We start from the raw sequence: 26593 nt of genomic DNA, 5'->3' as shown, positions 1-26593 counted from the left end.
TGCCGTGACCGAACTCGTGCTCCGTCCGCTCGCCGACGCGTTCATGCAGGTGGGTGTCTACGTCGCCGTGATGGTGGCGCTCTTCGGCTGGCTGCGCTGGCGCTACGGCGACCGGGTCACCGACGGGCTGACCAGCCGTCCCCGCCTCGGCCCGCTGGTCGGGGCGCTGCTCGGGGTCAGCCCCGGCTGTGGCGGGGCGATCATCCTGATGCCGCTCTACGCACGCGGCAAGGTCTCCTTCGGCACCGTCGTCGCCGCGTTGGCCGCGACCATGGGCGACTCCTCCTGGGTGGTGCTGGCCTGGAACCCGGCCTTCGCGCTCAAGATCCATCTGCTGCTCTTCGCGGTCGGGCTGGTCACCGGGTACGTCGTGGACGCGCTCGGCATCGACCCGGCCAAGACCCCGCGTCGGAACCGGGCCGCCCGCGCCGCCCGCGCTGCCCGCCCGGAGCCGGCCCTGGTCGGGGCGTCCGGCGCCGGCCCTGCTGGCCTGGCGGCCGTGGGCGGGCCCGACCTCACGTCGTCCCGCCGGCTGCTCGGCGGGTTGCTGCCCCGGGTGCCGGCCTCGACTGCGTTCTGGGGGCTCACCACGCCGGCCTTCGCGGTCTCGGTGCCGGTCGTCTTCCAACTGGTCGACCCGACGGTGCTCACCCGCACGTTCGGCGGGATCGACCCGTACCTGGCGCTCGGGGTGCTCGGCACGGCCATCGCGGCGCTGATCTTCGCGACCGGCCGGGGGAGGCTGGCCGACGACACCCTGGAGACCGCGCAGCCCCGGTCGCTGCGGGCCACCCTGCGGCACAGCGCGCACGAGGCGTCGTTCGTCACCGTCTGGGTCGGGGTGGCCTATCTCGGCTGGCAGGTGCTGACCACGACCACCGGCTTCGACGGCTCGCAGCTGGCGGTGACCGGGCTGATCGGGGTGCTGGTCGGCGCCGCGATCGGGCTGATCCCCGGCTGCGCGGTGCAGATCGTCTTCACCGGGCTCTACGTCAGCGGCGGGCTCCCGCTGCCCACCCTCGTGGCCAACGCGATCAGCCAGGACGGCGACGCGCTGATCCCGCTCGCCGCGATGCGCCGGCACTCCGCGGCGCTGGCCACCGTGATCACCACCATTCCGGCCGCGGCCGTCGGCGCCGCGCTGCTGGTCCTGCTGTGAGCAACCGTGAGGGAGGCGCTCATGTCGTCGCATCCGTTGGTCCCGGTCACCCGTACCCGGGTCAAGCTGGTCGTCTTCGCCGCGCTGACCGCCGTCGCGCTGGCCGCCGGGCTGCCCGGCTGGACGGTGGCCGCCCTGGCCCTGACCAGCCTGGCCATCCCGCTCGCGGTCGCGCTGGCCGGTGGTCGCCCGCTGCTGCGTGACCTGCTGTTGCCGCCCCGCCGGGCGGCCCGCGTCAGTGGTCTGGCTCACACCCCGGAAGAAAGGGAACGCTTTGTTACTTGAGCCTGACACGCTCAACTCAACGCGATAGCAGGTGTTCGATGGCAACTCTTCCGGTACTTCCTCTGACCGACGCCGTGCTGCTGCCCGGCATGGTCATCCCGGTGACCCTCGACCCGACCACCCAGGCCGCGGTCGACGCGGCCCGCGCGACCGGCGACCACACGCTGCTGGCCGTGCCCCGCATCGACGGCGAGTACGGCCCGGTCGGCGCGGTGGCCACCATCGAGAAGGTCGGCCGGCTGCCCAGCGGGGAGCCCGCCGCCGTGATCCGCGGCCTGTCCCGCGCCCGCATCGGCTCCGGCGTGCCCGGACCGGGCGCCGCCCTCTGGGTCGAGGCGACCGAACTGCACGAACCCGCCCCCGCCGGCCGGGCCCGGGAACTCGCCCGCGAGTACCGCGCCCTGGTGACCGCCGTGCTCCAGCAGCGCGGCGCCTGGCAGGTCATCGACGCCGTGGAGCGGATGACCGATCTCTCCGAACTCGCCGACTCGGCCGGCTACGCGCCGTGGCTGAGCCTGGACCAGAAGACCGAGCTGCTCGCCGCGCCGGACGTCACCGCCCGGCTGGAGCTGCTGGTCGGCTGGGTGAAGGACCACCTGGCCGAGCAGGAGGTCACCGAGCAGATCAACAGCGACGTCCGCGAGGGGCTGGAGAAGTCCCAGCGGGAGTTCCTGCTGCGCCAGCAGCTCGCCGCGATCCGCAAGGAACTCGGTGAGGACGAGCCGGACGGCTCGGCCGACTACCGCAGCCGGGTGGAAAGCGCCGAGCTGCCGGAAAAGGTCCGCGAGGCGGCGCTGCGGGAGGTCGGCAAGCTCGAGCGGGCCAGCGACGCCTCGCCCGAGGCGGGCTGGATCCGGACCTGGCTGGACACGGTGCTGGAGATGCCGTGGGGCACGCGTACCCAGGACAACACCGACCTGAACGCGGCCCGCGAGGTGCTCGACGCCGACCACGCCGGCCTGGCCGACGTGAAGGACCGCATCCTGGAGTACCTGGCGGTGCGCAACCGCCGCGCCGAGCGCAACCTCGGCGTGGTCGGCGGCCGCGGCTCCGGCGCCGTGCTCGCCCTGGCCGGCCCGCCCGGAGTCGGCAAGACCAGCCTCGGCGAGTCCGTCGCCCGGGCGCTCGGCCGCAACTTCGTCCGGGTCTCCCTGGGCGGGGTCCGGGACGAGGCGGAGATCCGCGGTCACCGGCGCACCTACGTCGGGGCGCTGCCCGGCCGGATCGTCCGCGCGCTGCGCGAGGCCGGTTCGATGAACCCGGTCGTACTCCTCGACGAGGTGGACAAGCTGGCCGCCGGCTACGCCGGCGACCCGGCCGCCGCCCTGCTGGAGGTGCTCGACCCGGCGCAGAACCACACCTTCCGGGACCACTACCTGGAGGTCGACCTCGACCTGTCCGACGTGCTCTTCCTGGCGACCGCGAACGTGGTGGAGTCCATCCCCGGCCCGCTGCTGGACCGGATGGAGCTGGTCACCCTGGACGGCTACACCGAGGACGAGAAGGTGGCCATCGCCCGGGACCACCTGCTGCCCCGGCAGCGGGAGCGGGCCGGTTTGACCGCCGACGAGGTGACGGTGGCCGACGAGGCCCTGGCCCGGATCGCGGGGGAGTACACCCGGGAGGCCGGTGTCCGGCAGCTCGAGCGTGGCCTCGCCAAGATCCTGCGCAAGGTGGCGGTGGCCCTGGCCGACGACCCGACCCCGGTCCAGGTCGACACCGGAAACCTGGCCCGCTACCTGGGGCGGCCGAAGTTCACGCCGGAGTCGGCGGAGCGGACGGCCGTGCCCGGCGTGGCGACCGGCCTGGCGGTGACCGGCGCCGGCGGCGACGTGCTCTTCATCGAGGCCACCAGCATGGAGGGCGAGCCGGGGCTGACCCTGACCGGCCAGCTCGGCGACGTGATGAAGGAGTCCGCGCACATCGCGCTGTCGTACCTGCGGTCCAACGGGCGACGCCTCGGCATCGACCCGAACGCCCTGGCCGCACGCCGGATCCACGTGCACTTCCCGGCAGGCGCGGTGCCCAAGGACGGCCCCAGCGCCGGCATCACCATGGTGACCGCGCTGGCTTCGCTGGTGACCGGCCGGCCGGTCCGGCCCGAGTTCGGAATGACCGGCGAGGTGACCCTCTCCGGGCGGGTGCTGCCCATCGGCGGGGTGAAGCAGAAGCTGCTCGCCGCGCACCGGGCCGGCCTGACCGAGGTGATCATCCCGGCCCGCAACGAGCCGGACCTGGACGACCTGCCCACCGAGGTGCGCGAGGCACTGACCATCCACACCCTCGCCGACGTGTCCGACGTGCTCGCCCTGGCGCTGCGCCCGGCCGAGATCGACACCGAGGCGCGGGACGGTTCGGCGCTCGCCGCCGCCTGACGGCTACCGGATCGGGGAGCCCCCGGTCACCGCACCCGCGGTGGCCGGGGGCTCCCGTCGTGCGCGCCTCGGCGGTCCGGCCGACCGGGGGCAGGCCCGCCGGACCCGCCCCGGTCGGCTCAGCGGCGCTCGCGCCGGTCCCGCCGGTCCGGGCCGCCGGCGAAGCGCCGGTCGTCGTCGTACGGGCGCTCGCCGGGGCGGCCACGCCGGTCGCCACCGTCGGTGTCGCGGTCGCGGCGCACCGTCGCCTTGCGCCCCTTGATGGTGCTGCCGCGCAGCCCGGCGATCACCTCGTCGGCCACCGCGATGGGAACCTCGATCAGCGAAAACCGGTCGGCGATCTCGATCGAGCCGACGTCCCGGCCACTGACCCGGGTCTCACCGGTGATCGCCCCGACCAGGTCCTGCGGGCGTACCCCGGCCCGCCGGCCCAGCCCGACGAAGACCTGGGTGGTGCCCCCGGTGCGGGGCCGGCCAGCGCCGCGCCGCTCCGGCCGGCCGCCCTCCGGGCGCCCCTCACGCGGGCCGCGCACCGGGATCTGCGGGATCTCCTCCTCGTCCTCGTCCGCGCCGGGGGAGGCCGCCTCGTGCGCCAGCTTCACCGCGGCGAGCGCGACCTCCATCAGGTCGAACTCGTCGGTCAGCGACTCCACGATCACCCGGAACGAGTCCAGGTCGTCCTCGAGCAGGCTCTCCCGCAGTGCCGCCTGGGTCAGCTCCAGCCGCCGGGTACGCAGGTCCGCGACGGTGGGGATCTTGTCGATCGCGATCCGCTGCCCGGTCACCCGCTCGATGGTCTTGAGCATCCGGTGCTCGCGCGGCTCGGCGAGGGTGATCGCCACCCCCTCGCGCCCGGCCCGCCCGACCCGACCGATCCGGTGCACGTACGACTCGGGCGCCGACGGCACGTCGTAGTTGACCACGTGGGTGAGCTGCTCGACGTCGAGGCCACGGGCGGCCACGTCGGTGGCGACCAGCAGGTCGGCGGTGCCCGCGCGCAGCCGCCCCATCACCCGGTCGCGCTGCTCCTGGCTCATCCCGCCGTGCAGCGCCTCGGCCCGGTAGCCCCGGCCGTTCATCGTCTCGGTGAGCCGGTCCACCTCCTCCCGGCTGCGGCAGAACACGATCGCCGCGGTGGGCGACTCCACGTCCAGCACCCGGCCCAGCGCGGCCGGCTTGTGCGCCCGGTTGACGATGTACGCGCTCTGCCGTACCCGGGGCGCCTCCCCGGCGACCGGCTGCTCCCGCTCGATCTGGATCCGCACCGGGTCGGTGAGGTGCTGCCGGGCCATCCCGTCGATCCTCGACGGCATGGTGGCCGAGAAGAGCACCGTCTGCCGCTCCTGCGGCGCGTGTTCCAGGATCGCCTCGATGTCCTCGGCGAAGCCCATGTCGAGCATCTCGTCGGCCTCGTCCAGCACCACCGTGGCGAGCCCGCCCAGCCGCAGCGTGCCCCGGGCGATGTGGTCCAGCGCCCGGCCCGGGGTGGCCACCACCACGTCGACCCCGGCGTCGAGGGCGCGCAGCTGCCGGCCGATCGGCTGACCGCCGTAGATCGGCAGCACCCGGGTGCCGAGGTCCTTGCCGTACCGGTGGAACGCCTCGGACACCTGCACGGCGAGTTCCCGGGTCGGCACCAGCACCAGCGCCGCCGGGTCGCCCGCCGACCGGTCCGCCGGCATCCGCTGCAACAGGGGCAGCGCGAAGGCGGCGGTCTTGCCGGTGCCGGTGGCTGCCTGGCCGAGCAGGTCCTGCCCGCCCAGCAGCGGAGGGATGGCCTCCCGCTGGATCGGGGTGGGCTCCTCGTAGCCGAGGGCGGACAGCGCGCCCAGCAGCTCGGCGCGGAGGCCGAGGTCCGCGAAGCCGGTCGCCTCATCGGTGCCGGGGTCGGTCGGGTGGGTGTCTTCGGGTGCCGAACTCATGTGGCAAGCCTTTCATCACCGCCTCCGGCCCGTTGCGCCGACCGGCAACCCACCCGCCGCGGAGGCCGCCGGCCGCCCTGGCCGACGCCCGCCGGAGCCACCCGCCGACTCGCTCCGGCGCCTCTGCCGACCCGCGCCGGGGCACCCGCCGACCCGTACCGGCGGGTGCCCCGGTCCGCCCTGGCCCAGCGTGCCGGCCGGCGGTCCGCGACTCGTGTCCGACCGCTCAGGCGGCCAGGATGGCCAGCACGACCGTGACGCCGAGGATCACGTCGAGTACCGCGCACCACTCGGCGTAGCCGCGCGGCACGACCTCGCCGCGCCGGTGGTGCCAGAGGTCCCAGGCGGCGTGAGCGAGCCAACCGAACGCCACCAGCCAGGCGGCGGTCCGGCCGCCCACCCCGACCGCGACCAGCGCCAGCGCCGACCAGACGACCAGCCCGGCGAGCTGGCGGGCCAGCACCCCCGGCCCGTTCAGCCGGCGCCGGTACGCGCCGATGACCAGGTAGCCGGCGGGCAGCACCAGCATCGTCCACGGGCTGAGCACGCTCGGCGCGGCCAGGCTGTCCACGGTCATCAGCAGGGCGAGCCCGCTCGGCCAGCGACGGGCCAGCGCGGTGACCACCGGGTGCCGGCGGGGCGCCGGCGTGGCGGACGCGTGCCGGTGCCGCAGCGCCACCAGCACCATCGCCGGCACCATCAGCAGGTGCCCGCCGAGCATCAGCGCGTCGCCGGCGAGCAGACCCGCCCAGTACGGCACGAGCAGCAGCAGGAACGGGACGTACATGGCGGCGGCCATCTCGGCGCAGGCGGCCCGGGAGTGTCGTCGGTGCCGCATCCACACGGTCATGCCGACGGTCATGTTGGTCGCCATCACCAGCGCGGCCACGTCGGGCCGGGCGAGGACGGCGGTGAGCCCGAGCGGGGTGCCGGCGATCCGCCACAGCGGATCGAGCAGCAGCATCCCGGCGACCATCGCGACCGCCATCTCGGCGAGGTGTCGCAGCAGGTGACGTACGCCGCCGGGCGGGTGCGGGGCCGACGGGGGAGCGGGGTGTACCCGGTGGTGCGTCCGCGTCTCTGTCATGCCCTCGACCCTCGGCCAACCGGCCGCCCGCCGATAAGGCGTGCCTGTCACCGGTTTTCCGGGCGGATCGCACGGTCCACTCGTGACATTCGTCCGGGTCGGCCGTGCGCCGGCGGCCCTAGGATCGGGGCCGTGGCGCAGCAGGCGGCGGGAACCAGGGCGGACGAGCGGCTGCGCCGCGCCCGGATGGCCACCCTGCTCTCGCTGGCGACCGGGATCTGGGCCAGCCTGCTGCTGCCGCTGGTCGGCATCACCCGGGAGTCCGATCCCACCCGCGCCACCCTCGGCGCGGTGGGCGTCGCCGTCTTCGCCGCCAGCCAGGCCGCCGTGCTGTACGCGGCGGTGACGCCGTGGCTGGCCGACCGGTGGCGCCGGCTGTCCCAGGTGGGCCTCGCCGTGGTGGCGGTGCTGAGCATCCCGCTGGTCGGCCCGGTGGCCGCGGGCGGCTGGCCGACCTGGGCGTGGCTCGGTGCCTCGCTGATCGGTATGGCGCCGCTGGTGGTCCGGCTCCCGGGCGCGCTGGTCGTGGCGACGGTGACCCTCGTGGCCGCGGTCGGGGTGGCCGTCTGGACCGGCGGGTCGGTCTGGCGCTTCCTGGTGGTGGCCGGCGGTGTCGGCACCGGCGTCGCCGCGGTGAACTGGCTCCAGGTCTGGTTCTGGGACCTGCTGGTCGAGGCGCGGGCCGGCCAGGCCGCCCAGGCCCGGCTGGCGGCCGCTGAGGAACGGTTGCGCTTCGCCCGGGACGTGCACGACGTGCTGGGACACAGCCTCACCGTGATCGCGTTGAAGGCGGAGTTGGCCGCCCGCCTGGCCCCGGTCGATGCCGAGCGGGCCGGCCGGGAGGCCGCCGAGGTGCAGCGGCTGGCCGCCGCGGCGTTGAGCGAGGTGCGGGAGACCGTGCACGGCTACCGGGCCGTCGACCTGGGTGACCAGTTGGCCGCCGTGGCGGGGGTGCTGCGCTCCTGCGGCGTCCGGTGCACCGTGCTGCCGCCGCCGGCCGAGCTGCCGGCGGCCGCGGCGAGTGACCTGGCCGCCGTGCTGCGCGAGGCCGGCACGAACGTGCTGCGGCACAGCCGGGCCGGCTGGTGCCGGATCGAGATCGTCCGGGAGGGTGACCTGGCCAGGATGACCGTGACCAACGACGGTGCCGGCGACCACGGGCCCGACGGGCACAGCAACGGCCTGCGTGGCCTGACCGACCGGCTCGGCGCGGCCGGCGGCCGGCTGCGGGTCCGGCGCGCCGAGGACGTGTTCACCCTCGAAGCCACCGTGCCGGTCGCCCCGTGATCCGCCTCCTGCTCGCCGACGACGAGGAACTGGTCCGGGTGGCGGTGGCCGCCCTGCTGGGGCTGGAGCCGGACCTGGAGGTGGTGGCCCAGGCGGCCGACGGACCGTCGGCGGTCACCGCCGCGCTCGCCCACCGGCCGGACGTGGCCGTGGTCGACCTGGAGATGCCCGGCCTGAGCGGCATCGGGGTCGCCGCCGAGCTGACCCGGTCGCTGCCCGGTTGCGCGGTGGTGCTGCTCACCGGGCACGGTCGCCCGGGGCACCTGCGCCAGGCGTTGACGGCGGGCGCCCGCGGGTTCCTGCCCAAGGGTGCACCGGGTGGGGCGCTGGCCGACGTGATCCGCCGGGTGCACGCCGGCGGTCGCTACGTCGACCCGTCGCTGGCCGCCGACGCGCTCACCCTGCCGGCGTGCCCGCTGACTCCCCGGGAGCTGGAGACGTTGCGCCTGGCCGAGTTCGGCGCCCCGGTCGCCGTGATCGCCCGTCGGGTGCACCTCTCCACCGGCACGGTACGCAACCACCTCGCCGCCGCGGTGCAGAAGCTCGGCGCGGCCGACCGGGCCGAGGCGGTGCGCACCGCCCGGGAGAGTGGCTGGCTCTGACCGACGCCGGCCGCAAGTGGCGCTAGCGTGGGCCGGTGCGAACGGTCGAACTGCTCTGCTCGGCGGAGTTGGACGCCGCGGTCCGGGCCGGCTGGCACCGGCTGACCGCGGTGGGCCTGCCCAGCCTGGACCGGAACACCCACCCCACCAACCGTCCGCACCTGACCCTCGCCGCGGTCGACGAGTTCCCACCGGGGGCGGTCGCCCGACTCGCCGCGCTGCTCGACGACGCCCTGCCGCTGCCGGTGCGGCTCGGCGAGGTCGCCGTCCTGGACGGCAGCGCCCCGCTGGTGTGGTTGGTCCGGCCCGACCCGGAGCTGGTGGCGCTGCACCGGGCGGTGTGGGCCGCGCTCGCCGACGCCGACGGGCGTTCCCCGTGGCACGCGCCGGGTCGGTGGCAGCCGCACCTGAGCCTGGCGCTGCGGTTTCGTGACGCGGACGCGGGTCTGGCCCACGCGGTGCTGCGCGCCGAGCCGCGGGCCGGGGCGTTCGTGGCCGCCCGCAGCTACGACAGCGCCACCCGCACGGTCACGCCGCTCGGCAGGGCCGGGCCCCCGACGTGCTGAGCCGGGGGCCCGGCCGCGCCGGGCTCAGCGGTGGAAGCGCAGGTAGTCGAACTCGGCGGTGACCGGCGGCTCGGCGCCGCCGTGCGCGACAAGGCCGATCCGGGGGGTGGTGTCGGCCGGGAAGGTCCACACCCCGCCCCAGGTCCAGTGCACGCCGTCCCGGCTGGAGCCGGCCCGGAACTCGTGCTCGCCGGTCGCCCGGTCGACGTGGTGCGCCAGCCGCAGCCAGGTGGTGGTGGCGGGCGTACCGACGATGGTGCCGCCGTACACCGGCTGGCCGGCGAAGGGCAGCTCGTAGCCGTACTCCACCTGCCGGGTGTTCCAGATGGCCACCTGCGCCAGCCGGGCGAACCGGTCGTCGTCGACGTAGGCGACCAGGCCGGCCTGCTGGTAGTTGCGTACCGACTCCTCGCCGAGGTCGAGGGTCACCTTCGTCTCGGCCACGTAGTCACCGGCCGGCGCGTCGCGCAGCAGCACGCCGGCCGTGTTGCCGGTGCCGGTCAGGTCGGCGGCCTGCACCGGCCAGCGCAGCGCGCCGCCGGTGACGCTCGCCGCCGGGTCCGGGCGGACCCACCGCCAGGCCGGGTCGAGGCCGTCGCTGAACTCGTCGGAGTAGGCCCGGATCAGCGGACCCACCCGGGGCTGCGGCACGGCGGCCGACGCCGGCCGGTGCAGCCGGACCGCGCTGACGTTGTCGAACTCGGCCTCGCCGCCGGTCGCCCGCAGGGTGACCCGGCCGGCCGCCGGGCGGTCCAGCCGCAGCGAGACGACGGCCAGCTGGTCGCCGAGCCGGGCCGGGCTCAGCTCGGCGACGAGCTGCCGGCCGCGTACCTCGACGGCCAGGTTGTGCCGGTCGGCGGGGTTGAACCCGGCGGGCAGCGCGGCGGCGGCCGTACGGTCGCCGTCGCGGGCGACGAGCCGCCCGCCGGCCGCGTCGAGGCGCACCTCGACCCGGTCGGCGAGGCTGACCCCGGCGCTGCGGGCGCCGGTCAGTCGCAGGTCGGCCTCCGCCCGCACGTCCCCGCCCACGGTGGTACGGCTGGTCAGTGCGCCACTGCCGGTGAGCCGGCCGTCGGCGACCCGCCAGTCGCCGGTGATCCGTCGCCAGCCGGCCAGGCCGGCGGTGAAGCGCTCGTCGAGGGCTCCGGTGGTGACCGGCGCCGGCCGGTTGCCGTCGGACGGGCCGGCCCCGGCGTTGACCGTCGGCCAGCCGTCGATCCAGTCGAGCCGGTCCAGCAGCATGGGGCGCTCGTTGATCCCGAACGGCTCGTCCAGGTACGGATCGGCCCGGTCGATGGCGTGGTAGACGATCCAGTCCTGCCCGGACAGGTCGGTGAGGAAGCCGTTGTGCCCGGTGCCGATCCACCGGTTGCCGTTCTGGGTGAGCACCGGCGTGCCGCCGGCGCGGGACGCGGTCAGCGCGATGCCGTCGCGGTCCACGAACGGCCCGCGCGGGTCGCGCGACCGTCCGACCTGGACGGAGTAGCCGGTGGCCGGGCCGGCGCAGCAGTTCGCGGTGGACGCGAAGAGGTAGTACCAGCCGTCGTGGCGCAGCACGTAGCTGCCCTCGAACTTGTTGTCCACGGCGACCAGGGTCGGCGTGCCGACCGCCCGCAGCCCGTCGGGCGTGAGCTCGGTGACCGAGATGCCGCCGTAGTAGCTGCCGTAGTAGAGGTAGCTGGTCCCGTCCACGTCGGTGAACTGGGTCGGGTCGATGGTCCACAGGAAGCCGCCGCCCCCGCCGGGGCGCGGGGCGACGACCGGCTGCGCGGCGAAGGTCCACGGGCCGGTCGGGGTCGGCGCGGTGGCCGCGCCGATGGCGTAGTCGCTGCCCTCCGGTGAGACGGTGGTGTCGGTGACCGTCACGTACATGACGTACCGGTCGCCGATCCGGCGCACGTCCGGGGCCCAGAACGCCGCGCCGGGCGCCGCGTAGGGCGGGCGCTGGTCGGGGCCGAAGGCGTCCCCGACGTACGTCCAGTCGACCAGGTCGGCCGAGCGGGCGGTCGGCACCCGGTGGAACTGCCGCTCGCCCTCGCGCAGCGGGTCGGTGGTGCCGTACGCGTACCAGTAGCCGTCGTCGCCGCGCACGATGACCGGGTCGGCGAAGGTGTCGCCCACCCCGACGGAGATCGGGTTGCGGTAGTGGGTGGATCCGGGTCCGGCGGCGGCCGGGACTGCGGCGGAGGCCGTCAGCAGCAGACCGAGTACGGCGGCGAGCGCGCCGCTTCGGCGTAGGTGTCCCATCAGACCTGCCTCTGGGTGGCGGTGGAGTGGTGTGGCCCTGGCGTCCGTTTCTACATCGATGCATACAACGTTGTAAAGAGCGTCGGCCGGGACCGAACCATCGTCGTGTCAGCATGGGCGGATGCACCCGACGACCACCGACGCCCCGGCGTTGGCCCAGCTCGCCGCCCTGCTGGCCGACACCACCCGGGCCCGGTTCTGCCTCGCGCTGCTCGACGGGCGGGCCTGGACGGCGGGAGAGTTGGCCCGGGCCGCCGGGGTGGCCGCGTCCACCGCGAGCGAGCACTTGGACCAGCTGGTCCGGGGCGGGCTGCTGGTGCAGGAGCGGCAGGGGCGTCACCGCTACCTCCGGCTGGCCGACCCGTCCGTGGCGCAGCTGGTCGAGGACCTGGCCGGCCGGGTCGCCGGCACCCCGGGGCCGGCCCGCTCGCTGCGCGCCGCCCGCGCCAACGCCGCGCTCGCGTACGCCCGGACCTGCTACGACCACCTCGCCGGCCGGCTCGGTGTGCTGGTCCACGACGCGCTGCTGGACCGCGGACTGGTGGACCGGACCGGCGGGCTCGCCCTCACCCGGGCCGGCCTCGACTGGTGCGTCGACCTCGGGCTGCCGGTCCCGGCGCCGCAGACCACCCGCCGGCCGTTGCTGCGCGACTGTCTCGACTGGACCGAGCGCCGCCCACACCTCTCCGGCGCGTTCGGCGCGGCGCTCTGCGGGCGTCTGCTCGATCTCGGTTGGCTGGCCCGCGGCGACGGCCGCGTCGTCCGGCTGACCCCGGACGGCGCCCCGGCGCTGGCCGCCGCGCTCGGCCTCTCCCCGGCGGCCCTGACCCCGCCCGCCCCGGCGGCCACCGGCGGCGGTCGCGCCTGACCCGGCCGGCGTGAACTCGCCGGCCCGGAGTCTCCGCGACAACGGGTCGCCCGTCGGCCCCGGCCCGGCCGCGCTCCGGCCCGTCGCCCGCTGGCCCGTCGCCCGCGGGGTGCGCCCCGGCGGGCGGGCCGCTGCCCGGCGTCACACCGCTGGGCGGGTCGGGGGGTCGGGGCACGCTTCGGCGCGGAGCGAAGGGTCCCGCGAATAGCGTCGGTGCGTGACCGCGACCGTGAGCTGGCCCGCCATCGCCCCCGTCCCCGACACCCCGCCGTGCGCACCACCCGCCCGCCGTCCGGACGGCGGCTGGACGCTGACCCGCTACGCCGACGTGCGCGCCGCCCTCACCGAGGCGTCCTGCCGGGTGCCCGTCGCCGACCCCGGCGCGCCGGGCACGCTGAGCTGGCTGCGCGGCACGGTGAGCCGGTTCAGCCCGCCGGAGCGCCATCCGGCGCGGCGATCGGCCGGGATCGCCGCGCTGGCCGCCGTCGACCCGGGCGAGCTACGGGCCGAGGCCGCCCGGTTGACCGTCGCGGCCCTCGAGGCGGCCGCCGGCCGGCTGGACGTGGCCGGCGCGCTCGCCCGACGGGTACCCGTGCGGGCGCTGGCGTCCCGGCTCGGCCTCGCCGACGCCGACGCCGCCGTGCCGGCGGTGACCGTGGTCGCCGCCGCCTACCAGCCCGGCGCCGACGCGGCGGCGGCCCACCGGGCCGACCGGGCGGTGGCGGACCTGGTGTCCCTGGCCCCGCCCGACCCGCCGGAGGTGCTGGCCAACCGGATCGGCCTGTTGGTCCAGGCGTGCGACGCGAGCGCCGGGTTGATCGGCGCCGGCGCCCGCCACCTGCTGCCCCCGCCCGACCGGGACCGTGCCGCGGTGCCCGGCGACACGACCCGGCTGCTCGCCGAGGTGCTCCGGCTTGACCCGCCGGTGCGGGGCACCCGCCGGGTCACCGCCGCCACCGTGCGGCTCGGCGGCGTCGAGCTGCCGGCGGGCACCGGGCTGCTGCTGCGCTTCGACGCGGCCAACCGGGATCCGGCGGTCTTCGCCGAGCCGGACATGGTCCGTCCCGACCGGGCCGTGCCGGCGCTCACCTTCGGCGCGGGCCACCGCGGCTGCCCCGGCCAGCGGCACGCCCTGGCGCTGGCCATCGGCGTGCTGGACGTGCTGCGCGAGCGGTGCCGCCGCGCACCGACCCCGGTCCGGTACGAGCCGCACCCGCTGCTGCGGGTGCCGGCCCGGCTCGAGGTGGTGGCGAGATGACCGATTCGTTCGCCGCGTTCCGCGCCCTGCACCACGGCGACCGGCCGCTGTTGCTGCCCAACGCCTGGGATCACGCCTCGGCCGCCGCGCTCGCCGCCCGTGGTCATCCGGCGATCGGCACCACCAGCCTCGGCGTGGCCGCCGCGGCCGGCCTGCCCGACGGCGCCGCGGCCACCCGGGCCGAGACGCTGCACCTGGCCCGTCGGCTGCGTGGGCTGCCCGCGCTGCTGACGGTGGACGTCGAGGCGGGGTTCAGCGACGATCCGGCCGAGGTCGCCGCCCTCGCCGCGGAGCTGGCCGCTCTCGGCGTGGTCGGGATCAACATCGAGGACGGCCGGCCCGACGGCTCGCTCGCCCCGCCGGCGCTGACCGCCGCCGCGGTGGCCGCGGTCAAGGACACGACGCCGGAGATCTTCGTCAACGCCCGCACGGACGCGTGGTGGCTGGGCGTCGCGGACCCGTTGGGTCAGGCGCTGGAGCGGGCCCGGCTCTACCGGGCGGCCGGCGCGGACGGCATCTTCGCACCCGGCGTCCCGGACCCCGACACGATCGGGATCCTCGTCGCGGGCCTCGACGCCCCGCTGAACGTGCTCCACCGACCCGGCGGTCCCACCGTCGCCGAGTTGGGCCGGCTCGGCGTGGCCCGGATCAGCACCGGCTCGCTGCTGTTCCGCGCCGCGCTCGGGGCCGCGCTCGCCGCCGCCGACGCCCTGCGCGCCGCCGACCCGGCTCCCGGGCGGGCGTCTCCGGAGCCGCCCTCGTACGTCGAGGTGCAGCGGTTGAGCGCGCCGCCCGGGGCCGGCTGACCGGTTCGTTCCCCCTCGGTTCGCCCTGCCGTGTCCCCGCCGGGCCGGCGGGCGTCTGTCGGGCCGTCGCCATTCGGGGCTGTTAGGAGGATTGTTCGGGCTCATCCCCATCCGGCCGATTACCGTGTGTGCAGGGCGAGCAACCCTGTGTCGTGACCGGAGAGGACCGATCATGCGAGTGCCCAGCCGAAGCCCCGGATCGCAGCCCGGCCCCCGCGTCCCGCCGGCCACGCCCGCTCGCCGACTCCCCACGCCGCCCGGCCGGCCCCGCGCCGACGCGCCGGACCTCGCCGCCTACCGGGCCGCGGTCGCCGACCTGCTGGTCGAGGTCGGTGCGCTGGCCGACGCGCCCAGCACCGCGGCCCGGCAGGTGCTGATCGACGACCGGTTGCGCGAGCCCGCCCTCGCCGCGGTGCTCGACGCGACCCCGCAGGGCTTCCTCGGCGCCCGCGAGACGCTGCTGCTCGAAATGGCCCGCTACCAGCCCAACGAGCGCAGCTCCGCCCGCGACCTCGCCGCCCTGGTACGGATCTACCTGCTCTCCCGCATCGACGTCATGTGGTGGCGGGACGCCCCGTCGTTCCTCACCGACACCCAGGTCGAGGCGAGCGCCGACCTGGTCGACCTGGAGTGGCTGCGCCGCCGCGACCTGCTGAGCTTCCGCTACCGGCAGCAGCCGGCCAGCGTGCTGGGCCGCGGGGTACAAGCGGTCCGGCGCCGGCTGCGCCCCGACGCCAGTCCGCGTACCGCGGGGCTGCTCGCCCGGCGCGCCCGCCGGGAGGTGGTGGCGCTGCTCAACGACCTCGGCCGGGAGTTCGCCCGGGCCACCCCGTCCGGCACGCCGCCACTCTGGGTGACCAGCCTGACCCGCAGCGCCGAGCACCAGTACCGGCTGCGCCGCCTCGGCTACTCCGCCATGCTCCCCAGCGGGCACTGCAGCGGCTACGCCGTAGACGTGGAGATGGCCTGGTTCGACCGCTTCGGCGTCCGCGAGGCCCTGGCCGAGATGCTGCTCGCCCGCCAGGAGGCCGGTGAGATCAACGTCATCGACGAGGGACAGGCCTGGCACCTCTGCCTCGCGCCGGCCGCCCGCCGCCGGCTGCGCCGGGCGTACGAAGCCGAGATGGGGGTGTGAGGCGATGTGCGGTATCGCGCTGAGCATCGGCCCGGAGGCGGACCCGGCGCTGTTCCGCCGGATGCTCGCCGTCCTCGCCCCGCGCGGCGAGGTCACCGAAGCCCGGTACGAGGCCGGCCTGCTCGCCGGCACCCGCCGGCTGCGGGTGGTCGACCGGGACCGGGCGGTGCAGCCGTGGACCTCGACCGACGAACGGTGGCTGCTCTGCTTCAACGGTGAGATCTTCAACCACCGCGAGCTGCGCGTGAAGCTGACCGGACTCGGCCACCGCTTTCGCACCGGCAGCGACACCGAGGTGCTGCTCGCCGCCTTCGAGCGCTGGGGCGAAGACGCGGTCACCCGGCTACGCGGCGAGTACGCGTTCACGGTGGTCGAGCGGGCCACCGGCCGCGCCTACCTGGCCCGCGACCCGCTCGGGGTCAAGCCGCTGTACTGGGCCCGCAAGCCGGGCTGCCTGCACCTCGCCTCGGAGGTCAAGGCGCTGGTCGGGCACGGCGCGCCGATCGGCGAGGTGCCGCCCGGCCACCACGGCTGGGCGGACGCCAACGGCCACGTCCGACTGCGCCCCTATCTGGACCTGCTCACCCTCGGACAGGGGCTGCCCGAGATCGACGACCCGGACGAGGCCGCCCTGCTCGTCCGTGCCGCGCTGCGGGACAGCATCCGGATGCGGGTGGACACCGACCTCACCGTCGGGGTGGTGCTCTCCGGCGGGTTGGACAGCTCGCTGGCCCTGCTGCACGTGCGGGAACTGCACCCGGACTGCGTGGCGGTGACGGTCGGTGTGCCGGACAGTCCGGACGTCGCGTACGCCCGCCGGCTCGCGGCCGACCTCGACGTGCCGCACGAGGTGGTCGAGCTGCGCCCGCGCGACATCCGGCTGGCCGACATCCGGGAGGCGATCCGGATCTCCGAGCTGACCGAGTACGGCGACATCATCAACGCGGTGGTCTCCGTACCGCTGTTCCGGCGGCTGCGGCAGCTCGGCGTGAAGGTGGCGCTCACCGGCGACGGCTCGGACGAGCTGTTCGGCGGGTACCCCATGTACCACGAGGTCGGCCCGGCCGCGTCCCGCCGGCTCTTCCTGCACAAGATCCGCAACCTGGGCCGGACCGAGTTGCAGCGGGTGGACCGGACCAGCATGGACCTCGGGGTCGAGGCCCGGGTTCCGTTTCTCGACCTGAGCGTGGTCGAGCTGGCCATGCGGCTGCCGCTGGCGCTGAAGATGCGCGACGGGCAGGAGAAGTGGATCGTCCGGCGGGCGTTCGCCGACGTCCTGCCCGACTACATCAGCCAGCGGCCGAAGAACCCGATGTCCTACTGCTCCGGGCTGCACGAGCGGGTCCGGCTCTACAAGCCACTCTTCGCCCGGTTGCACCGCTCGTTCGGCTATCACCTGCTGGAGCCGGTCCGGCGCGACTTCGACAACGTGCTGACCCGGTGCGGCAACGACCTGGATCGGGCCATCGCGCACGGGATCGCCCGGCCGGACTACACGGTGCTCGAACACGCCCGGGACCTGGTCGGCGCGGCCAAGTGGAACGCCGCGCCCATGGTCCGCCGGCTGGTCGGCCCCCGGCGTACCCGCGGCGACGAGGCCCCGCTGCCGGGCTGAGCGGCGGCGATCCGAAGTACTGACGGCGCACCGTAACGGCTGCCGCACCGACGGCCTCGCCCGTGAGGTCCACCTCGACTACTGTCCCGATGAGCCGGAGAAGGGCGTCGCCGAACTCCAGCTCGCGGTGCACCGCGGCTGACCGGCCGCCCTTTCGATTTTCTTCGGCTGCCATGTCGAAACCGGCCAGCGCCCGTTCGACCTCCTGGTGACGGCGCCGGCCGGACGGCCGGCCCCAGAGCGAGGAGGACACTGTGAAGGTGATGGTGCTGGTGAAGGCCGCCGCGGCGGACGAGGACCGGCTCGCCCCGAGTCAGGAGCTGCTCGAGGCGATGGGCGAGTACAACGAGCGGCTGGTCAAGGCCGGGATCATGCTGGACGGTGGCGGCCTCCGCCCGACCTCTGAGGCGGTGGAGGTGGTATTCGAGGGCGGCACCACCTCCGTGGTGGACGGGCCGTTCACCGAGGCCAAGGAGATCATCGGCGGGTACTGGGTCTGGCAGGTCGGCTCGGTCGAGGAGGCCGTGGAGTGGGCCCGGCAGTGCCCCGACGACCCGAACAGCGGGATCCGGTCGAGCCTGGAGATCCGCCCGTTCTACGAGGCGGAGGACTTCGGCGAGGAGTACACCCCGCAGCGGCGCGAGCGCGACGAACGACTCGCCGCCGAGATCACGGCGCAGCACGGGCAGAGCTGAGCCCAAGCGACGGGTGGGGAGGCCACGATGGACGCGCGGCGCACGGTCGAGGCGGTCTGGCGGATGCACTCCGCGCGTCTGGTCGCCTCCCTCACCCGGCTCGTGCACGACGTCGGGCTCGCCGAGGACGTCGCCCAGGAGGCGTTCCTGTCCGCGCTGGCGCAGTGGCCGCGCGACGGCGTACCGGACGAGCCGGCAGCGTGGTTGGCGACCGTCGCCCGGCGCCGGGCGATCGACCTGATCCGGCGGGAGCGGCTGCGCGACGACCGGTACGCGCTGCTCGCCGCGGCTCCGCGCGACGAGCCGCACGACGCGGACCCGGGCACGGCGACCGATGACGACCTGCTCGCGCTGGTCTTCGTCGCCTGCCACCCGGTGCTGTCCCAGCAGTCCCGGGCCGCGCTGACGCTGCGCATGGTCGGCGGGCTCACCACCGACGAGATCGCCCGGGCGTTCCTGGTCCCCGACGCCACCATCGGGCAACGGATCTCCCGGGCCAAACGCACCCTCGCCGAGGCCGAGGTGCCGTTCGCGGTGCCCGACGCGGACGCCCTGCCGGCCCGGCTCTCCGCCGTCCTCGAGGTCGTCTACCTGATCTTCAACGAGGGGTACGCGGCGACCTCCGGCGACCGGTGGATCCGCCGCGACCTCGCCGAGCAGGCCGTCCGGCTGGGTCGGATCCTCGCCGGACTGATGCCCCGCGAGCCCGAGGTGCACGGCCTGGTCGCCCTGATGGAGCTCCAGGCCTCCCGCTTCGCGGCCCGGACCGGGCCGGACGGCCAACCGGTCCTGCTGCCGGAGCAGGATCGCACCCGCTGGGACCGGACCCTCGTCGCGCACGGGCTGCGCGCCCTGGCCCGCGCCCGAACGCTGGGCAAACCACTGGGCCCCTACACCGTGCAGGCGGCCATCGCCGCCTGTCACGCCCGCGCCGCCCGGTACGAGGAAACCGACTGGGAGGCGATCCTCGCGCTCTACGAGGCGCTGACCCAGCTCGTCCCGTCACCGGTGACCCACCTCAACCGCGCGGTCGCCGTGCTCCACGTCGACGGACCACGGGTGGCCCTCGACGCCGTGGACGCCCTGCGCGGCGATCCCCGGATGGCCCGCTACCACCTGCTCGGCGCGGTGCGTGCCGACTTCCTGCTGCGCCTCGGCCGGCACGCCGAGGCGGCCGAGGAGCTGGAACGGGCCGCCGGGCTGGCGCCCACCCGGCACGAGCGCATGATGCTGATGACCCGCGCCGCCGCCGCCAACCCGTCCGCCCCGCGGTGACCACCGGCGCCCGCGCCGCACCTCGAACGGCATCGACGGGAACGGCGTGGCCCGGCAACGCGACGTCCGATCGCCGCCAGCAACCCCACCGCGGCCCGGCCAGGCTTGGGGACATGAGAACCGGGACCACCTTCCGCGTCAGCGCGCTGCCGACCGCGCTGATCGACACCATCTGCTCCAGCGGGCGGGATGCCGCCGGGCGGCCCGTCGAGACCGTCGTGGCCGGGGGCGGCGAGCCGCTGCGGTGTTGCCTGCGCGACGCCGAGGCGGGGGAGGCGCTGCTGCTCTTCGGATACGCCCCGCCGGTCGCCGCCGGCCCGTACCGGGAGATCGGGCCGATCTTCGCGCACGTGACCGGCTGCCCGGGGCCGGACCAGGCCGGTGGCTACCCGGCCGCCTGGCGCGGCCGGCCCCAGGTGCTGCGGGCGTACGACCGGCGGGGCCGGATCCACGGCGGCCGGCGGCACGACGGCACCGACCCGGAGTCGGTGATCGCCGAGCTGTTCGCCGACCCGGCGGTGCGGCAGCTGCACAGCCGCAACGTGGTGTACGGCTGCTTCATGTTCGCGGTCGACCGCGCGGAGTGACCCGGCCGGCCGGCGGGCCGCGGCGCTCAGCCGGTGATCAGCAGCGCGCCGACCGCGGCGGCGGTGGCGGTCACCGCGAGCAGGGCACCGGTGAGCAGGAACCGGGTCAGCGGCACGGACACCCCGGCCGTGCGGCAACGCTCGAACCAGAGCAGGGTGGCCAGCGACGCCCACGGTACGGCGAGCGGACCGATGTTGGTGCCGATCAGCAGGGCGAGCAGCCGGGACCCGGCCTCCGGCGGCAGCACCGACTCGCCCGCGAGGTAGGCGGGCAGGTTGTTCACCGCGTTGGCCAGCAGGGCGCCCGTGCCGCCGGCGCGCAGCAGCCCGGCCGAGCCGCCGTCCTCGCCGAGCAGGTCGGCGACCAGATGGTCCAGCCCCCACCGGCCCAGGGTCTGGATCACCAGGAAGAGGCCGGTGACGAAGAGCAGCAGCCGCAACGGCACGAGGTGGGCCCGCAGCGTCCCCGGCGAGCGGACGGCGAAGCCGACCACCACCAGCGCGGCGGCGACGGTCGACACGATGCCGAGCTCCACCTCGGCGAGCACCCCGACGACGAAGAGCAGGCAGCCGGCGAGGGCTGTGCGGTACAGCACCGGGTCGGCCGGGGTGGGTCGGGCCGGCGGGGTGAAGCGGCCGTCCGGCGGGCGGTAGCGCCGCCACCAGCAGCACCAGAGCAGCAGCCCGGTCACCGCCAGGGCGGCCAGCTGCGGCAGCCACATCCGGGCGGCGAAGCCGACCGGATCCAGTCCGATCCGGTCGGCGGCCAGCAGGTTCGTCAGGTTGGACACCGGCAGCAGCAGGCTGGCCGTGTTGGCCAGCCAGACGGTGGTCACGGCGAGCGGGGCGGGCGCGACCCGCAGGTTGCGCGCCAGGGCCAGCATGACCGGGGTGAGCAGCACCGCGGTGGTGTCCAGGTTGAGTACGACGGTGGTCGCCGTCGCGAAGCCCACGCAGAGCAGGAAGAGCCGCGCCCAGCTGCCCCGGGCGGCGATCGCCAGCCGGGTGCCGAGCACGTCGAAGACCCCGGCGACCGCGGTCAGCTCGGCCAGCACCACCACCGTGCCGAGGAAGAGCAGCAGCGGCCCGATCCGGTGCAGGGTGGCGGTGGTCTCCGCCCGGGGAAGCAGCCCGGTCACCGCGCAACCCACCCCGAGCAGGGCGAGCACGACCGCGACCACGTCCAGCGGGTGCGGCCGGCGTCGCCGCCGGACCGGGCCGGTCGGGGCGGGCGGCGCGGGGGCGGCGACGGTCACGGCCGAGGATCCTCGCACAGCCAACCGCAGGTCAGCCCGGGCCCCGGGGCCGACGTGACCTGGCTGACCGCCCCGCCGCCGGTTGCCGGCCGGAGTCGAGCGGTCGCTCGCGGTGGACAACCGGACGGCCGGCGCATAGCGTCCAATGGATATGCGTTGGACTCTGCCGGCCGCCTCCCTGGCCCTGCTGCTCACCCTCACCTCCTGCTCGGCGACCGGGTCGGACATACCCACTCCGCCGGGTGCCACCCCCGCCGGCACGCCCAGCGCGTCCCGGCAGGACGCGGCCCAGGTCGACCAGACCCTGGGCAGCCTGCGCCGGGTCGACGACCTGCCGCTCTACGAGATGACCTACGTGGGGCGCTACGACCCGACGGACGGCACGGACGCCAAGCCGGCGACCCCGTTCGGCTGCTCGCTCTTCGTCGCCGCCGGCGACCGGAGCCGACCGCTCTTCGCCCGCAACTTCGACTGGGACGCCAACCCGGCGATGGTGCTGCGCACCGACCCGCCGGACGGCTACGCCGCCATCTCGCTGGTGGACATGTCCTACCTCGGCGTCGACGCCGACCCGGCCGGCGACCGGCGGCTGCTCAACGCGCCGCTGTTGCCCTTCGACGGGATGAACGAGCGTGGCCTCGCGGTGGGCCTGGCCGCCGACGACGGCGCACGCGCCGCTCGTGACCCGGCCAAGCCCACCGTCGGGTCGGTACGCATCCTGCGCCTGGTGCTCGACCGGGCCGCGACCGTGGACGAGGCGGTCGGCGTCTTCACCGCGCACAACCTGGACTTCGACGGCGGGCCGCCGCTGCACTACCTGCTGGCCGACGCGTCCGGCGCGTCCGCGGTGGTCGAGTTCGTCGACGGTGAGATGCGGGTGGAGCGGGGCCGGGGCGACTGGCAGGCGCTCACCAATGTGCCGGTCGCCGGGATCCCGGAGCAGCAGCGCCGCGAGGACCGCCGCTACGGGCTGATCGCCCAGGCGATGACCGAGTCCGGCGGGGTGGCCGACGCCGCCGCGGCGCACCGGGTGCTCGGCCTCGTCCAGCAGGCGCACACCCGCTGGTCGGTGACGTACGGCCTGCGCACCGGCGAGGTGCGGCTGACCACCGCCACCGGTGGGGCCGAGCGGCGTTACCAGCTGCCCATGGGCTGACCCCCGGACGTGGCCGGGCCCGGCCCCCCGTTCAGGGGGCCGGGCCCGGTTGCTGCTGTTACCGCGATGCCTCGGTGCTCACCAGCTCAGGTAGCTGGGCTGGGTCTGCACGTTCAGCTCCTTGTACCGGACCAGGTTGGCCGTCCAGGTCCGCCAGTCGTTGAGCTCGAGCACGTCGAGACCCTTGACCATGTCGTTGGAGTAGATGTGTCCGTTGTAGTAGTACGCGGACCACGTGCCACCGCCGACGAACTGGTCGTTCGAGAGCGGACCGCGCTCCCAGAACGCGATCTCCTTCGGGTTGGCCGAGTCGGTGAAGTCCCAGACCGAGATGCCGCCCTGGTACCACGCCTGGACCATGATGTCCCGCCCGAGCACCGGGATCAGCGAGCCGTTGTGCGCCACGCAGTTCTCGGTGTCCGCGTTGTTGCGCGGGATCTTGTAGTAGCTCTTGAAGACCATCTTCCGAGCGTCACCACGGCCGGTGATGTCGTAGATGGCGTCCGCGCCCCGGTCCGGCCCGACCTCCTCGTTGCAGGTGGCCGCGCCGCCGCCGCCCAGCTCGTCGGTGAAGATCACCTTCGTGCCACGGTTGTTGAAGGTGGCCGAGTGCCAGAAGGCGAAGTTGACCGTGTCCCGCACCCGGTTGATCACCCGCGGGGCTTCCCGGTTGCGGATGTCGAGCAGGATGCCGTCACCCATGCAGGCGCCGGCGGCCAGGTCCTTCTCCGGGTAGGCGGTGATGTCGTGGCAACCGGTCGTCGCCGAGCCGGTCTCGCTGCCCCCGAAACCACCGTCCGGGAAGAGGTTCGGCGTGGAGACCACCGACGCGTCGGTGGGCTTCTTCAGCGGAACCTTGATGATGGAGATCGAGTCGTGCGGCGGCTGGCAGTCCGGGAACTCGGCCCGCGGGCTGTACGACGAGACGTACAGGTAGATGTTCTTGCGGTCCTTGCCCGGCACCAGGGTGTGGGTGTGCGAGCCGCAGGCGGTCTCCACCGACTTGATGTAGCGCGGGTTGGCCTTGTTCTTGATGTCGAAGACCTTGATGCCCTCCCACGACTGCTTCTCCGTCGCCGGCAGCCCCGTGCTGTTGCACGAGTCGTCGCTGCGCGGCGAGTCGGTGGAGAGGAAGAGCAGGTCACCGTGGATGGAGATGTCGTTCTGCGACCCCGGGCAGAGCACCCGGGACACGACCTGCGGAGCGCTGGGTCGGGAGATGTCGTAGATGACGAACCCGTTGTAGTTGCCGGCGAAGGCGTACTTGCCCTGGAAGGCGATGTCGCTGTTGGTGGCGTCCAGCGGCGCCACCTTCGGCACGTTGGCGATCTGCCGCAGGTTGGGGCTGCTGACGATCTCGTCAACGCCCGGGATGGTGTTGGCGACGTCCACTGTGGCGGACGGTGCCGACTGGGGCGCGACCTGGGCGTTACTGGGTGAGGCCACCAGGACGCTGGCGACGAGGAGGCCGGCCGCGGCGAGGCTCACGATCCGGAGCTGTCGTGGCCGGGGTGGGGAGGTTTTGATCATCGGCGAGGCCCTTCGCAAGGGGATGACGATTGTCGACACCTTACCGGGCAAGCAAGGCCATCGATGTGATCCGGGTCACATCCACCCTGGTTCTTCAATGGATAGCATCGCGGTGACCTCGACCTCAGGGAGTGGCCCCATGACCAGCAGGCGCGCGCGGACCCTGGCGATCGTCACACTGGCGGTCGTCGTTCCACTGGGGATCGTGGCCGTGGTCCGCGCCGGTGGCGACTCCGACGGGGGCGCCGCGCGTCCGGTCTCCGCGCCCGTTGCCACCCCGACCGAGGCCAGCCCGGTCCCGACCGACATCACGGTCATCGTGCCGGGCCGGCCCGGCGAGTCGGGAGCCGCCCGCCCCGCCGAGGAGGTCCGCGGCCCCGCCGCGACGACGCAGAACTCGATGGACGTCTGGTTCGTGCGGATGATGATCCCGCACCACGCGCAGGCGCTGGAGATGGCGAAGCTCGCCCCGGAGCGCGCCGCCGACCCGGACGTGCGCGCCATCGCCGACCGGATCCGGGCCAGCCAGGGCCCGGAGATGGGCATGATGCGCGGCTGGCTGCAGAACCGGGGCCTCGCCGCCGAGGTCGCGGGGCACGATCACGGCACCATGCGGGGCATGCAGTCACCGGAGGCGATGCGGCAGCTCGCGGCGGCCCGCGGCGCGGACTTCGACCAGCTCTTCGTGCGGATGATGACCGAGCACCACCGGGGCGCCATCGAGATGGCGACCAACCTGCTCAAGGTCGGCGCCGACCAGACGCTCAGCGAGTTCGCCAACTCGGTCGCCACCGAGCAGACCGTGGAGATCGACCGGATGCGTGAGCTCCTCGCCTCCTGACCGGCCGGCCAGAACGGCGCCGCCGCCCGCGCAGCCCGGCAAGTACGCTGGGTGACCGTGAACCGTACGTTCCTCGGCCGCCCGCTGCGCAGCGTCGCCTTCGACGCCTTCGTCTCCGGCATCGTCGCGCTCGCCGGCCTGGTCGGCGCGGTCGCCCAGCCGGGCGGCTGGCTGGCCACCCTGGTCGGGATGGCGATGGCGGTCGCCCTGCTGTTCCGCCGGACCCACCCCACCGCCACGGCGGTGGCGGTCGGGGCGCTCGGGCTGTCCCAGGTGATCGCCGGCTGGGGACCGCTCGCCTTCGACGTCGGCGTGCTCATCGCGATCTACAGCGTGGTCAAGTACGCCGACCGGCTCCGCGACGGCGTGCTCGCGGGCATCGCCGCCGCCATCGGGGTGGTGCTCGCCTCGCTGCAGGTCCGCGGGCCCGGCCCGTGGTGGGGCAGCGCGATCTACTTCGGGCTGGTCACCGGCGCGATCTGGCTGGTGGGGCTGAACGTGCGGACCCGGCGGCTCTACGTGCTCAGCCTCGAGGAGCGGGCCGCGACGCTGGAGCGGGAACGTGAGGCCGAGTCGCGCGCCGCGGTCGCCAGCGAACGCACCCGGATCGCCCGGGAGCTGCACGACGTGGTGGCGCACAGCATGGCCGTCATGATCGTCCAGGCCGACGGCGCCCGGTTCATGCTCGACCGGGACCCGGAAACCGCCCGCCAGGCGGTGAAGGTGGTGGCGGACACCGGCCGGCAGGCGCTGGAGGAGATGCGCCGGCTGGTCGGCGTACTGCGGGAGCCGAGCCCGTCGCAGCCGCTGGCCGCGCCCGACGCATCGGCCCGGCCGGACGGCGCCGGGGTGAGCGCCGACCCGGAGCACCGGCGGCTGGCCCTGGCCGAGCTGCCCACCCTGCTCGACCGGTTCCGCGCCGCCGGCCTGCGGATCCGGCACACGGTCACCGGCACGCCGCCGGCGCTGCCGCCCGGCGTGGAGCTGACCGTCTACCGGGTGGCCCAGGAGGCGTTGACCAACGCGCTCAAGCACGGCGGGGTCGGCGCGAGCGTCGAGCTGACGCTCGAACACGCCGCCGACGCCGTGGTGGTCCGGGTGGTCGACGACGGGCGCGGCCGGCCGGTGGTCAACCCGGCGCCGTCCGGCGGGCACGGCCTGGTCGGGATGCGCGAGCGGGTCGGGGTGTACGAGGGCAGCCTCACCGCCGGCGCTCGGCCCGGCGGGGGCTGGCAGGTCGAGGCGCGGCTGCCGCTACCGTCGACCTCCGCTACGACGGAGGTGATCGCGGCATGACGGTTCGGGTGGTGATCGTCGACGACCAGGCGCTGGTCCGCGCCGGGTTCCGGATGGTGCTGGGCTCCCAGCCGGACCTTGAGGTCGTCGGCGAGGCGATCGACGGCGCGGACGCGCTGCGGGTGCTCGCCAAGGTCGAGGCGGACGTGGTGGTGATGGACATCCAGATGCCGACCATGGACGGTGTGGAGGCGACCCGGCGGCTCTGCGCCGACCGGCCCGCCGGCCCGCCCCGGGTGCTGGTGCTCACCACCTTCGACACCGAGGCGGACGCGTTCGCCGCGCTCCAGGCCGGGGCGAGCGGCTTCCTGCTCAAGAACGTGCCCCCGGAGGAGCTGCTCGCCGCGATCCGGGTGGTGGCCCAGGGCGACTCGGTGGTGGCCCCGTCCATCACCCGGCGGCTGCTCGACCGCTTCGCCGGGCAGCTCGGCTCGGGCCCCACCGAGGACCCGCGACTCGACCAGCTCACCGACCGGGAGCGCGAGATCCTGCTGCTGGTGGCGCAGGGGCTCTCCAACGCGGAGATCGCCGCCCGGGTGCACGTCGCCGAGGCGACGGTGAAGACCCACGTCGGTCGGATCCTGGCCAAGCTCCAGCTCCGCGACCGGGTCCAGGCGGTGGTGCTGGCCTACGAGAGCGGCCTGGTCGTCCCCGGCGGCTGACCGCCGGTACGACCTGGGTCGTACGGGTCCGGCCGGTCGGGGGCGACCCGGGGCGTACCGAGGCCGAGCGCGCAGGTGGAGAT

General features: G+C 74.9%; 23 protein-coding genes. 18 read left to right on the top strand and 5 right to left on the bottom strand.

Annotation, left to right across the window (positions count from 1 at the left end):
- Nucleotides 1-4: 4 nt before the first annotated feature.
- From ACIBBA_RS21080 to lon, 3 genes are read left to right on the top strand one after another with little or no spacing between them, the layout of a single operon-like run.
- On the top strand, nucleotides 5-1159 hold the full coding sequence (locus ACIBBA_RS21080; RefSeq protein ID WP_396699517.1) for a putative manganese transporter: 1155 nt from the start codon (nucleotides 5-7) through the stop codon (nucleotides 1157-1159).
- 21 nt (nucleotides 1160-1180) lie between these two features.
- Nucleotides 1181-1444 carry a hypothetical protein gene (locus tag ACIBBA_RS21075; RefSeq protein ID WP_396699515.1) on the top strand — a complete coding sequence of 88 codons (264 nt, stop codon included), beginning with the start codon at nucleotides 1181-1183 and terminating at the stop codon, nucleotides 1442-1444.
- A gap of 38 nt (nucleotides 1445-1482) precedes the next feature.
- The gene (lon, locus tag ACIBBA_RS21070; protein WP_396699513.1) at nucleotides 1483-3819 is read left to right on the top strand and encodes an endopeptidase La; all 2337 of its coding nucleotides are present in this window, start codon (nucleotides 1483-1485) and stop codon (nucleotides 3817-3819) included.
- Between the two features lie 119 nt (nucleotides 3820-3938).
- Here the strand turns inward: lon and ACIBBA_RS21065 are convergent, their stop codons facing one another.
- On the bottom strand, nucleotides 3939-5741 hold the full coding sequence (locus ACIBBA_RS21065; RefSeq protein ID WP_396699511.1) for a DEAD/DEAH box helicase: 1803 nt from the start codon (nucleotides 5739-5741) through the stop codon (nucleotides 3939-3941).
- Between the two features lie 226 nt (nucleotides 5742-5967).
- The gene (locus tag ACIBBA_RS21060; RefSeq protein WP_396699509.1) at nucleotides 5968-6828 is read right to left on the bottom strand and encodes a hypothetical protein; all 861 of its coding nucleotides are present in this window, start codon (nucleotides 6826-6828) and stop codon (nucleotides 5968-5970) included.
- A gap of 132 nt (nucleotides 6829-6960) precedes the next feature.
- Here ACIBBA_RS21060 and ACIBBA_RS21055 point away from each other — a divergent pair, with 132 nt between their 5' ends.
- The 3 genes from ACIBBA_RS21055 to ACIBBA_RS21045 are packed head-to-tail and all read left to right on the top strand — an operon-like array spanning nucleotide 6961 to nucleotide 9283.
- Entirely contained in the window at nucleotides 6961-8115 is a 1155-nt protein-coding gene (locus tag ACIBBA_RS21055; protein ID WP_396699507.1) for a sensor histidine kinase, read from the top strand.
- Nucleotides 8112-8717, top strand: a complete 606-nt coding sequence (locus ACIBBA_RS21050) for a response regulator transcription factor (RefSeq protein ID WP_350876225.1) — start codon at nucleotides 8112-8114, stop codon at nucleotides 8715-8717. Before ACIBBA_RS21055 ends, ACIBBA_RS21050 begins: the two co-directional genes overlap by 4 nt.
- A gap of 35 nt (nucleotides 8718-8752) precedes the next feature.
- Nucleotides 8753-9283: a 2'-5' RNA ligase family protein gene (locus ACIBBA_RS21045; RefSeq protein WP_396699505.1), complete on the top strand. Its 531-nt coding sequence runs from the start codon at nucleotides 8753-8755 to the stop codon at nucleotides 9281-9283.
- 24 nt (nucleotides 9284-9307) lie between these two features.
- Here ACIBBA_RS21045 and ACIBBA_RS21040 read toward each other — a convergent pair whose 3' ends face one another.
- Nucleotides 9308-11530: a family 43 glycosylhydrolase gene (locus tag ACIBBA_RS21040; protein WP_396699503.1), complete on the bottom strand. Its 2223-nt coding sequence runs from the start codon at nucleotides 11528-11530 to the stop codon at nucleotides 9308-9310.
- 121 nt (nucleotides 11531-11651) lie between these two features.
- Between ACIBBA_RS21040 and ACIBBA_RS21035 the strand changes: the two genes are divergently transcribed.
- The 8 genes from ACIBBA_RS21035 to ACIBBA_RS21000 all read left to right on the top strand — a co-directional run bounded on the left by ACIBBA_RS21035 (nucleotide 11652) and on the right by ACIBBA_RS21000 (nucleotide 19769).
- A complete protein-coding gene (locus ACIBBA_RS21035) occupies nucleotides 11652-12398 on the top strand; it encodes an ArsR/SmtB family transcription factor (RefSeq protein ID WP_396699501.1) in 747 nt (248 codons plus the stop codon).
- 217 nt (nucleotides 12399-12615) lie between these two features.
- Nucleotides 12616-13656, top strand: a complete 1041-nt coding sequence (locus ACIBBA_RS21030; protein ID WP_396699499.1) for a cytochrome P450 — start codon at nucleotides 12616-12618, stop codon at nucleotides 13654-13656.
- Complete coding sequence (locus ACIBBA_RS21025; RefSeq protein ID WP_396699497.1) at nucleotides 13653-14462, top strand: isocitrate lyase/phosphoenolpyruvate mutase family protein; 810 nt, start codon at nucleotides 13653-13655, stop codon at nucleotides 14460-14462. The genes ACIBBA_RS21030 and ACIBBA_RS21025 overlap by 4 nt, the downstream gene beginning before the upstream one ends.
- Nucleotides 14463-14634: 172 nt before the next feature.
- Nucleotides 14635-15597 (top strand): DUF5715 family protein, encoded by a 963-nt coding sequence (locus tag ACIBBA_RS21020; protein ID WP_396699495.1) that lies wholly within the window; start codon nucleotides 14635-14637, stop codon nucleotides 15595-15597.
- A 4-nt stretch (nucleotides 15598-15601) separates the two neighbouring features.
- The gene (locus ACIBBA_RS21015; RefSeq protein ID WP_396699493.1) at nucleotides 15602-17212 is read left to right on the top strand and encodes an asparagine synthetase B family protein; all 1611 of its coding nucleotides are present in this window, start codon (nucleotides 15602-15604) and stop codon (nucleotides 17210-17212) included.
- Between the two features lie 263 nt (nucleotides 17213-17475).
- Nucleotides 17476-17907, top strand: a complete 432-nt coding sequence (locus ACIBBA_RS21010) for a YciI family protein (RefSeq protein WP_396699708.1) — start codon at nucleotides 17476-17478, stop codon at nucleotides 17905-17907.
- A gap of 27 nt (nucleotides 17908-17934) precedes the next feature.
- Complete coding sequence (locus ACIBBA_RS21005) at nucleotides 17935-19182, top strand: RNA polymerase sigma factor (protein ID WP_396699492.1); 1248 nt, start codon at nucleotides 17935-17937, stop codon at nucleotides 19180-19182.
- Between the two features lie 113 nt (nucleotides 19183-19295).
- Nucleotides 19296-19769: a DUF1203 domain-containing protein gene (locus tag ACIBBA_RS21000; protein ID WP_396699490.1), complete on the top strand. Its 474-nt coding sequence runs from the start codon at nucleotides 19296-19298 to the stop codon at nucleotides 19767-19769.
- 26 nt (nucleotides 19770-19795) lie between these two features.
- Here ACIBBA_RS21000 and ACIBBA_RS20995 read toward each other — a convergent pair whose 3' ends face one another.
- Complete coding sequence (locus ACIBBA_RS20995) at nucleotides 19796-21025, bottom strand: SLC13 family permease (RefSeq protein ID WP_396699488.1); 1230 nt, start codon at nucleotides 21023-21025, stop codon at nucleotides 19796-19798.
- Nucleotides 21026-21176: 151 nt separating this feature from the next.
- On the opposite strand from ACIBBA_RS20995, the gene ACIBBA_RS20990 reads away from it, so the two are divergent.
- A complete protein-coding gene (locus tag ACIBBA_RS20990) occupies nucleotides 21177-22181 on the top strand; it encodes a linear amide C-N hydrolase (RefSeq protein ID WP_396699486.1) in 1005 nt (334 codons plus the stop codon).
- A gap of 78 nt (nucleotides 22182-22259) precedes the next feature.
- On the opposite strand, the gene ACIBBA_RS20985 is transcribed toward ACIBBA_RS20990, so the two are convergent.
- Complete coding sequence (locus tag ACIBBA_RS20985; RefSeq protein ID WP_396699484.1) at nucleotides 22260-23711, bottom strand: LVIVD repeat-containing protein; 1452 nt, start codon at nucleotides 23709-23711, stop codon at nucleotides 22260-22262.
- A 139-nt stretch (nucleotides 23712-23850) separates the two neighbouring features.
- On the opposite strand from ACIBBA_RS20985, the gene ACIBBA_RS20980 reads away from it, so the two are divergent.
- The 3 genes from ACIBBA_RS20980 to ACIBBA_RS20970 are packed head-to-tail and all read left to right on the top strand — an operon-like array spanning nucleotide 23851 to nucleotide 26510.
- A complete protein-coding gene (locus ACIBBA_RS20980; RefSeq protein WP_396699480.1) occupies nucleotides 23851-24552 on the top strand; it encodes a DUF305 domain-containing protein in 702 nt (233 codons plus the stop codon).
- A 51-nt stretch (nucleotides 24553-24603) separates the two neighbouring features.
- Entirely contained in the window at nucleotides 24604-25848 is a 1245-nt protein-coding gene (locus ACIBBA_RS20975) for a sensor histidine kinase (protein WP_396699478.1), read from the top strand.
- Nucleotides 25845-26510, top strand: coding sequence for a response regulator transcription factor (locus ACIBBA_RS20970; RefSeq protein ID WP_350876195.1), 666 nt, complete (start codon nucleotides 25845-25847; stop codon nucleotides 26508-26510). The genes ACIBBA_RS20975 and ACIBBA_RS20970 overlap by 4 nt, the downstream gene beginning before the upstream one ends.
- Nucleotides 26511-26593 lie beyond the last annotated feature (83 nt).

The sequence above is a fragment of the Micromonospora sp. NPDC051006 genome (assembly GCF_044456245.1).
GTDB lineage: Bacteria > Actinomycetota > Actinomycetes > Mycobacteriales > Micromonosporaceae > Micromonospora.
Note: the sequence above shows the minus strand (reverse complement) of the source record. Positions and strands in the feature narration are given on the sequence as shown.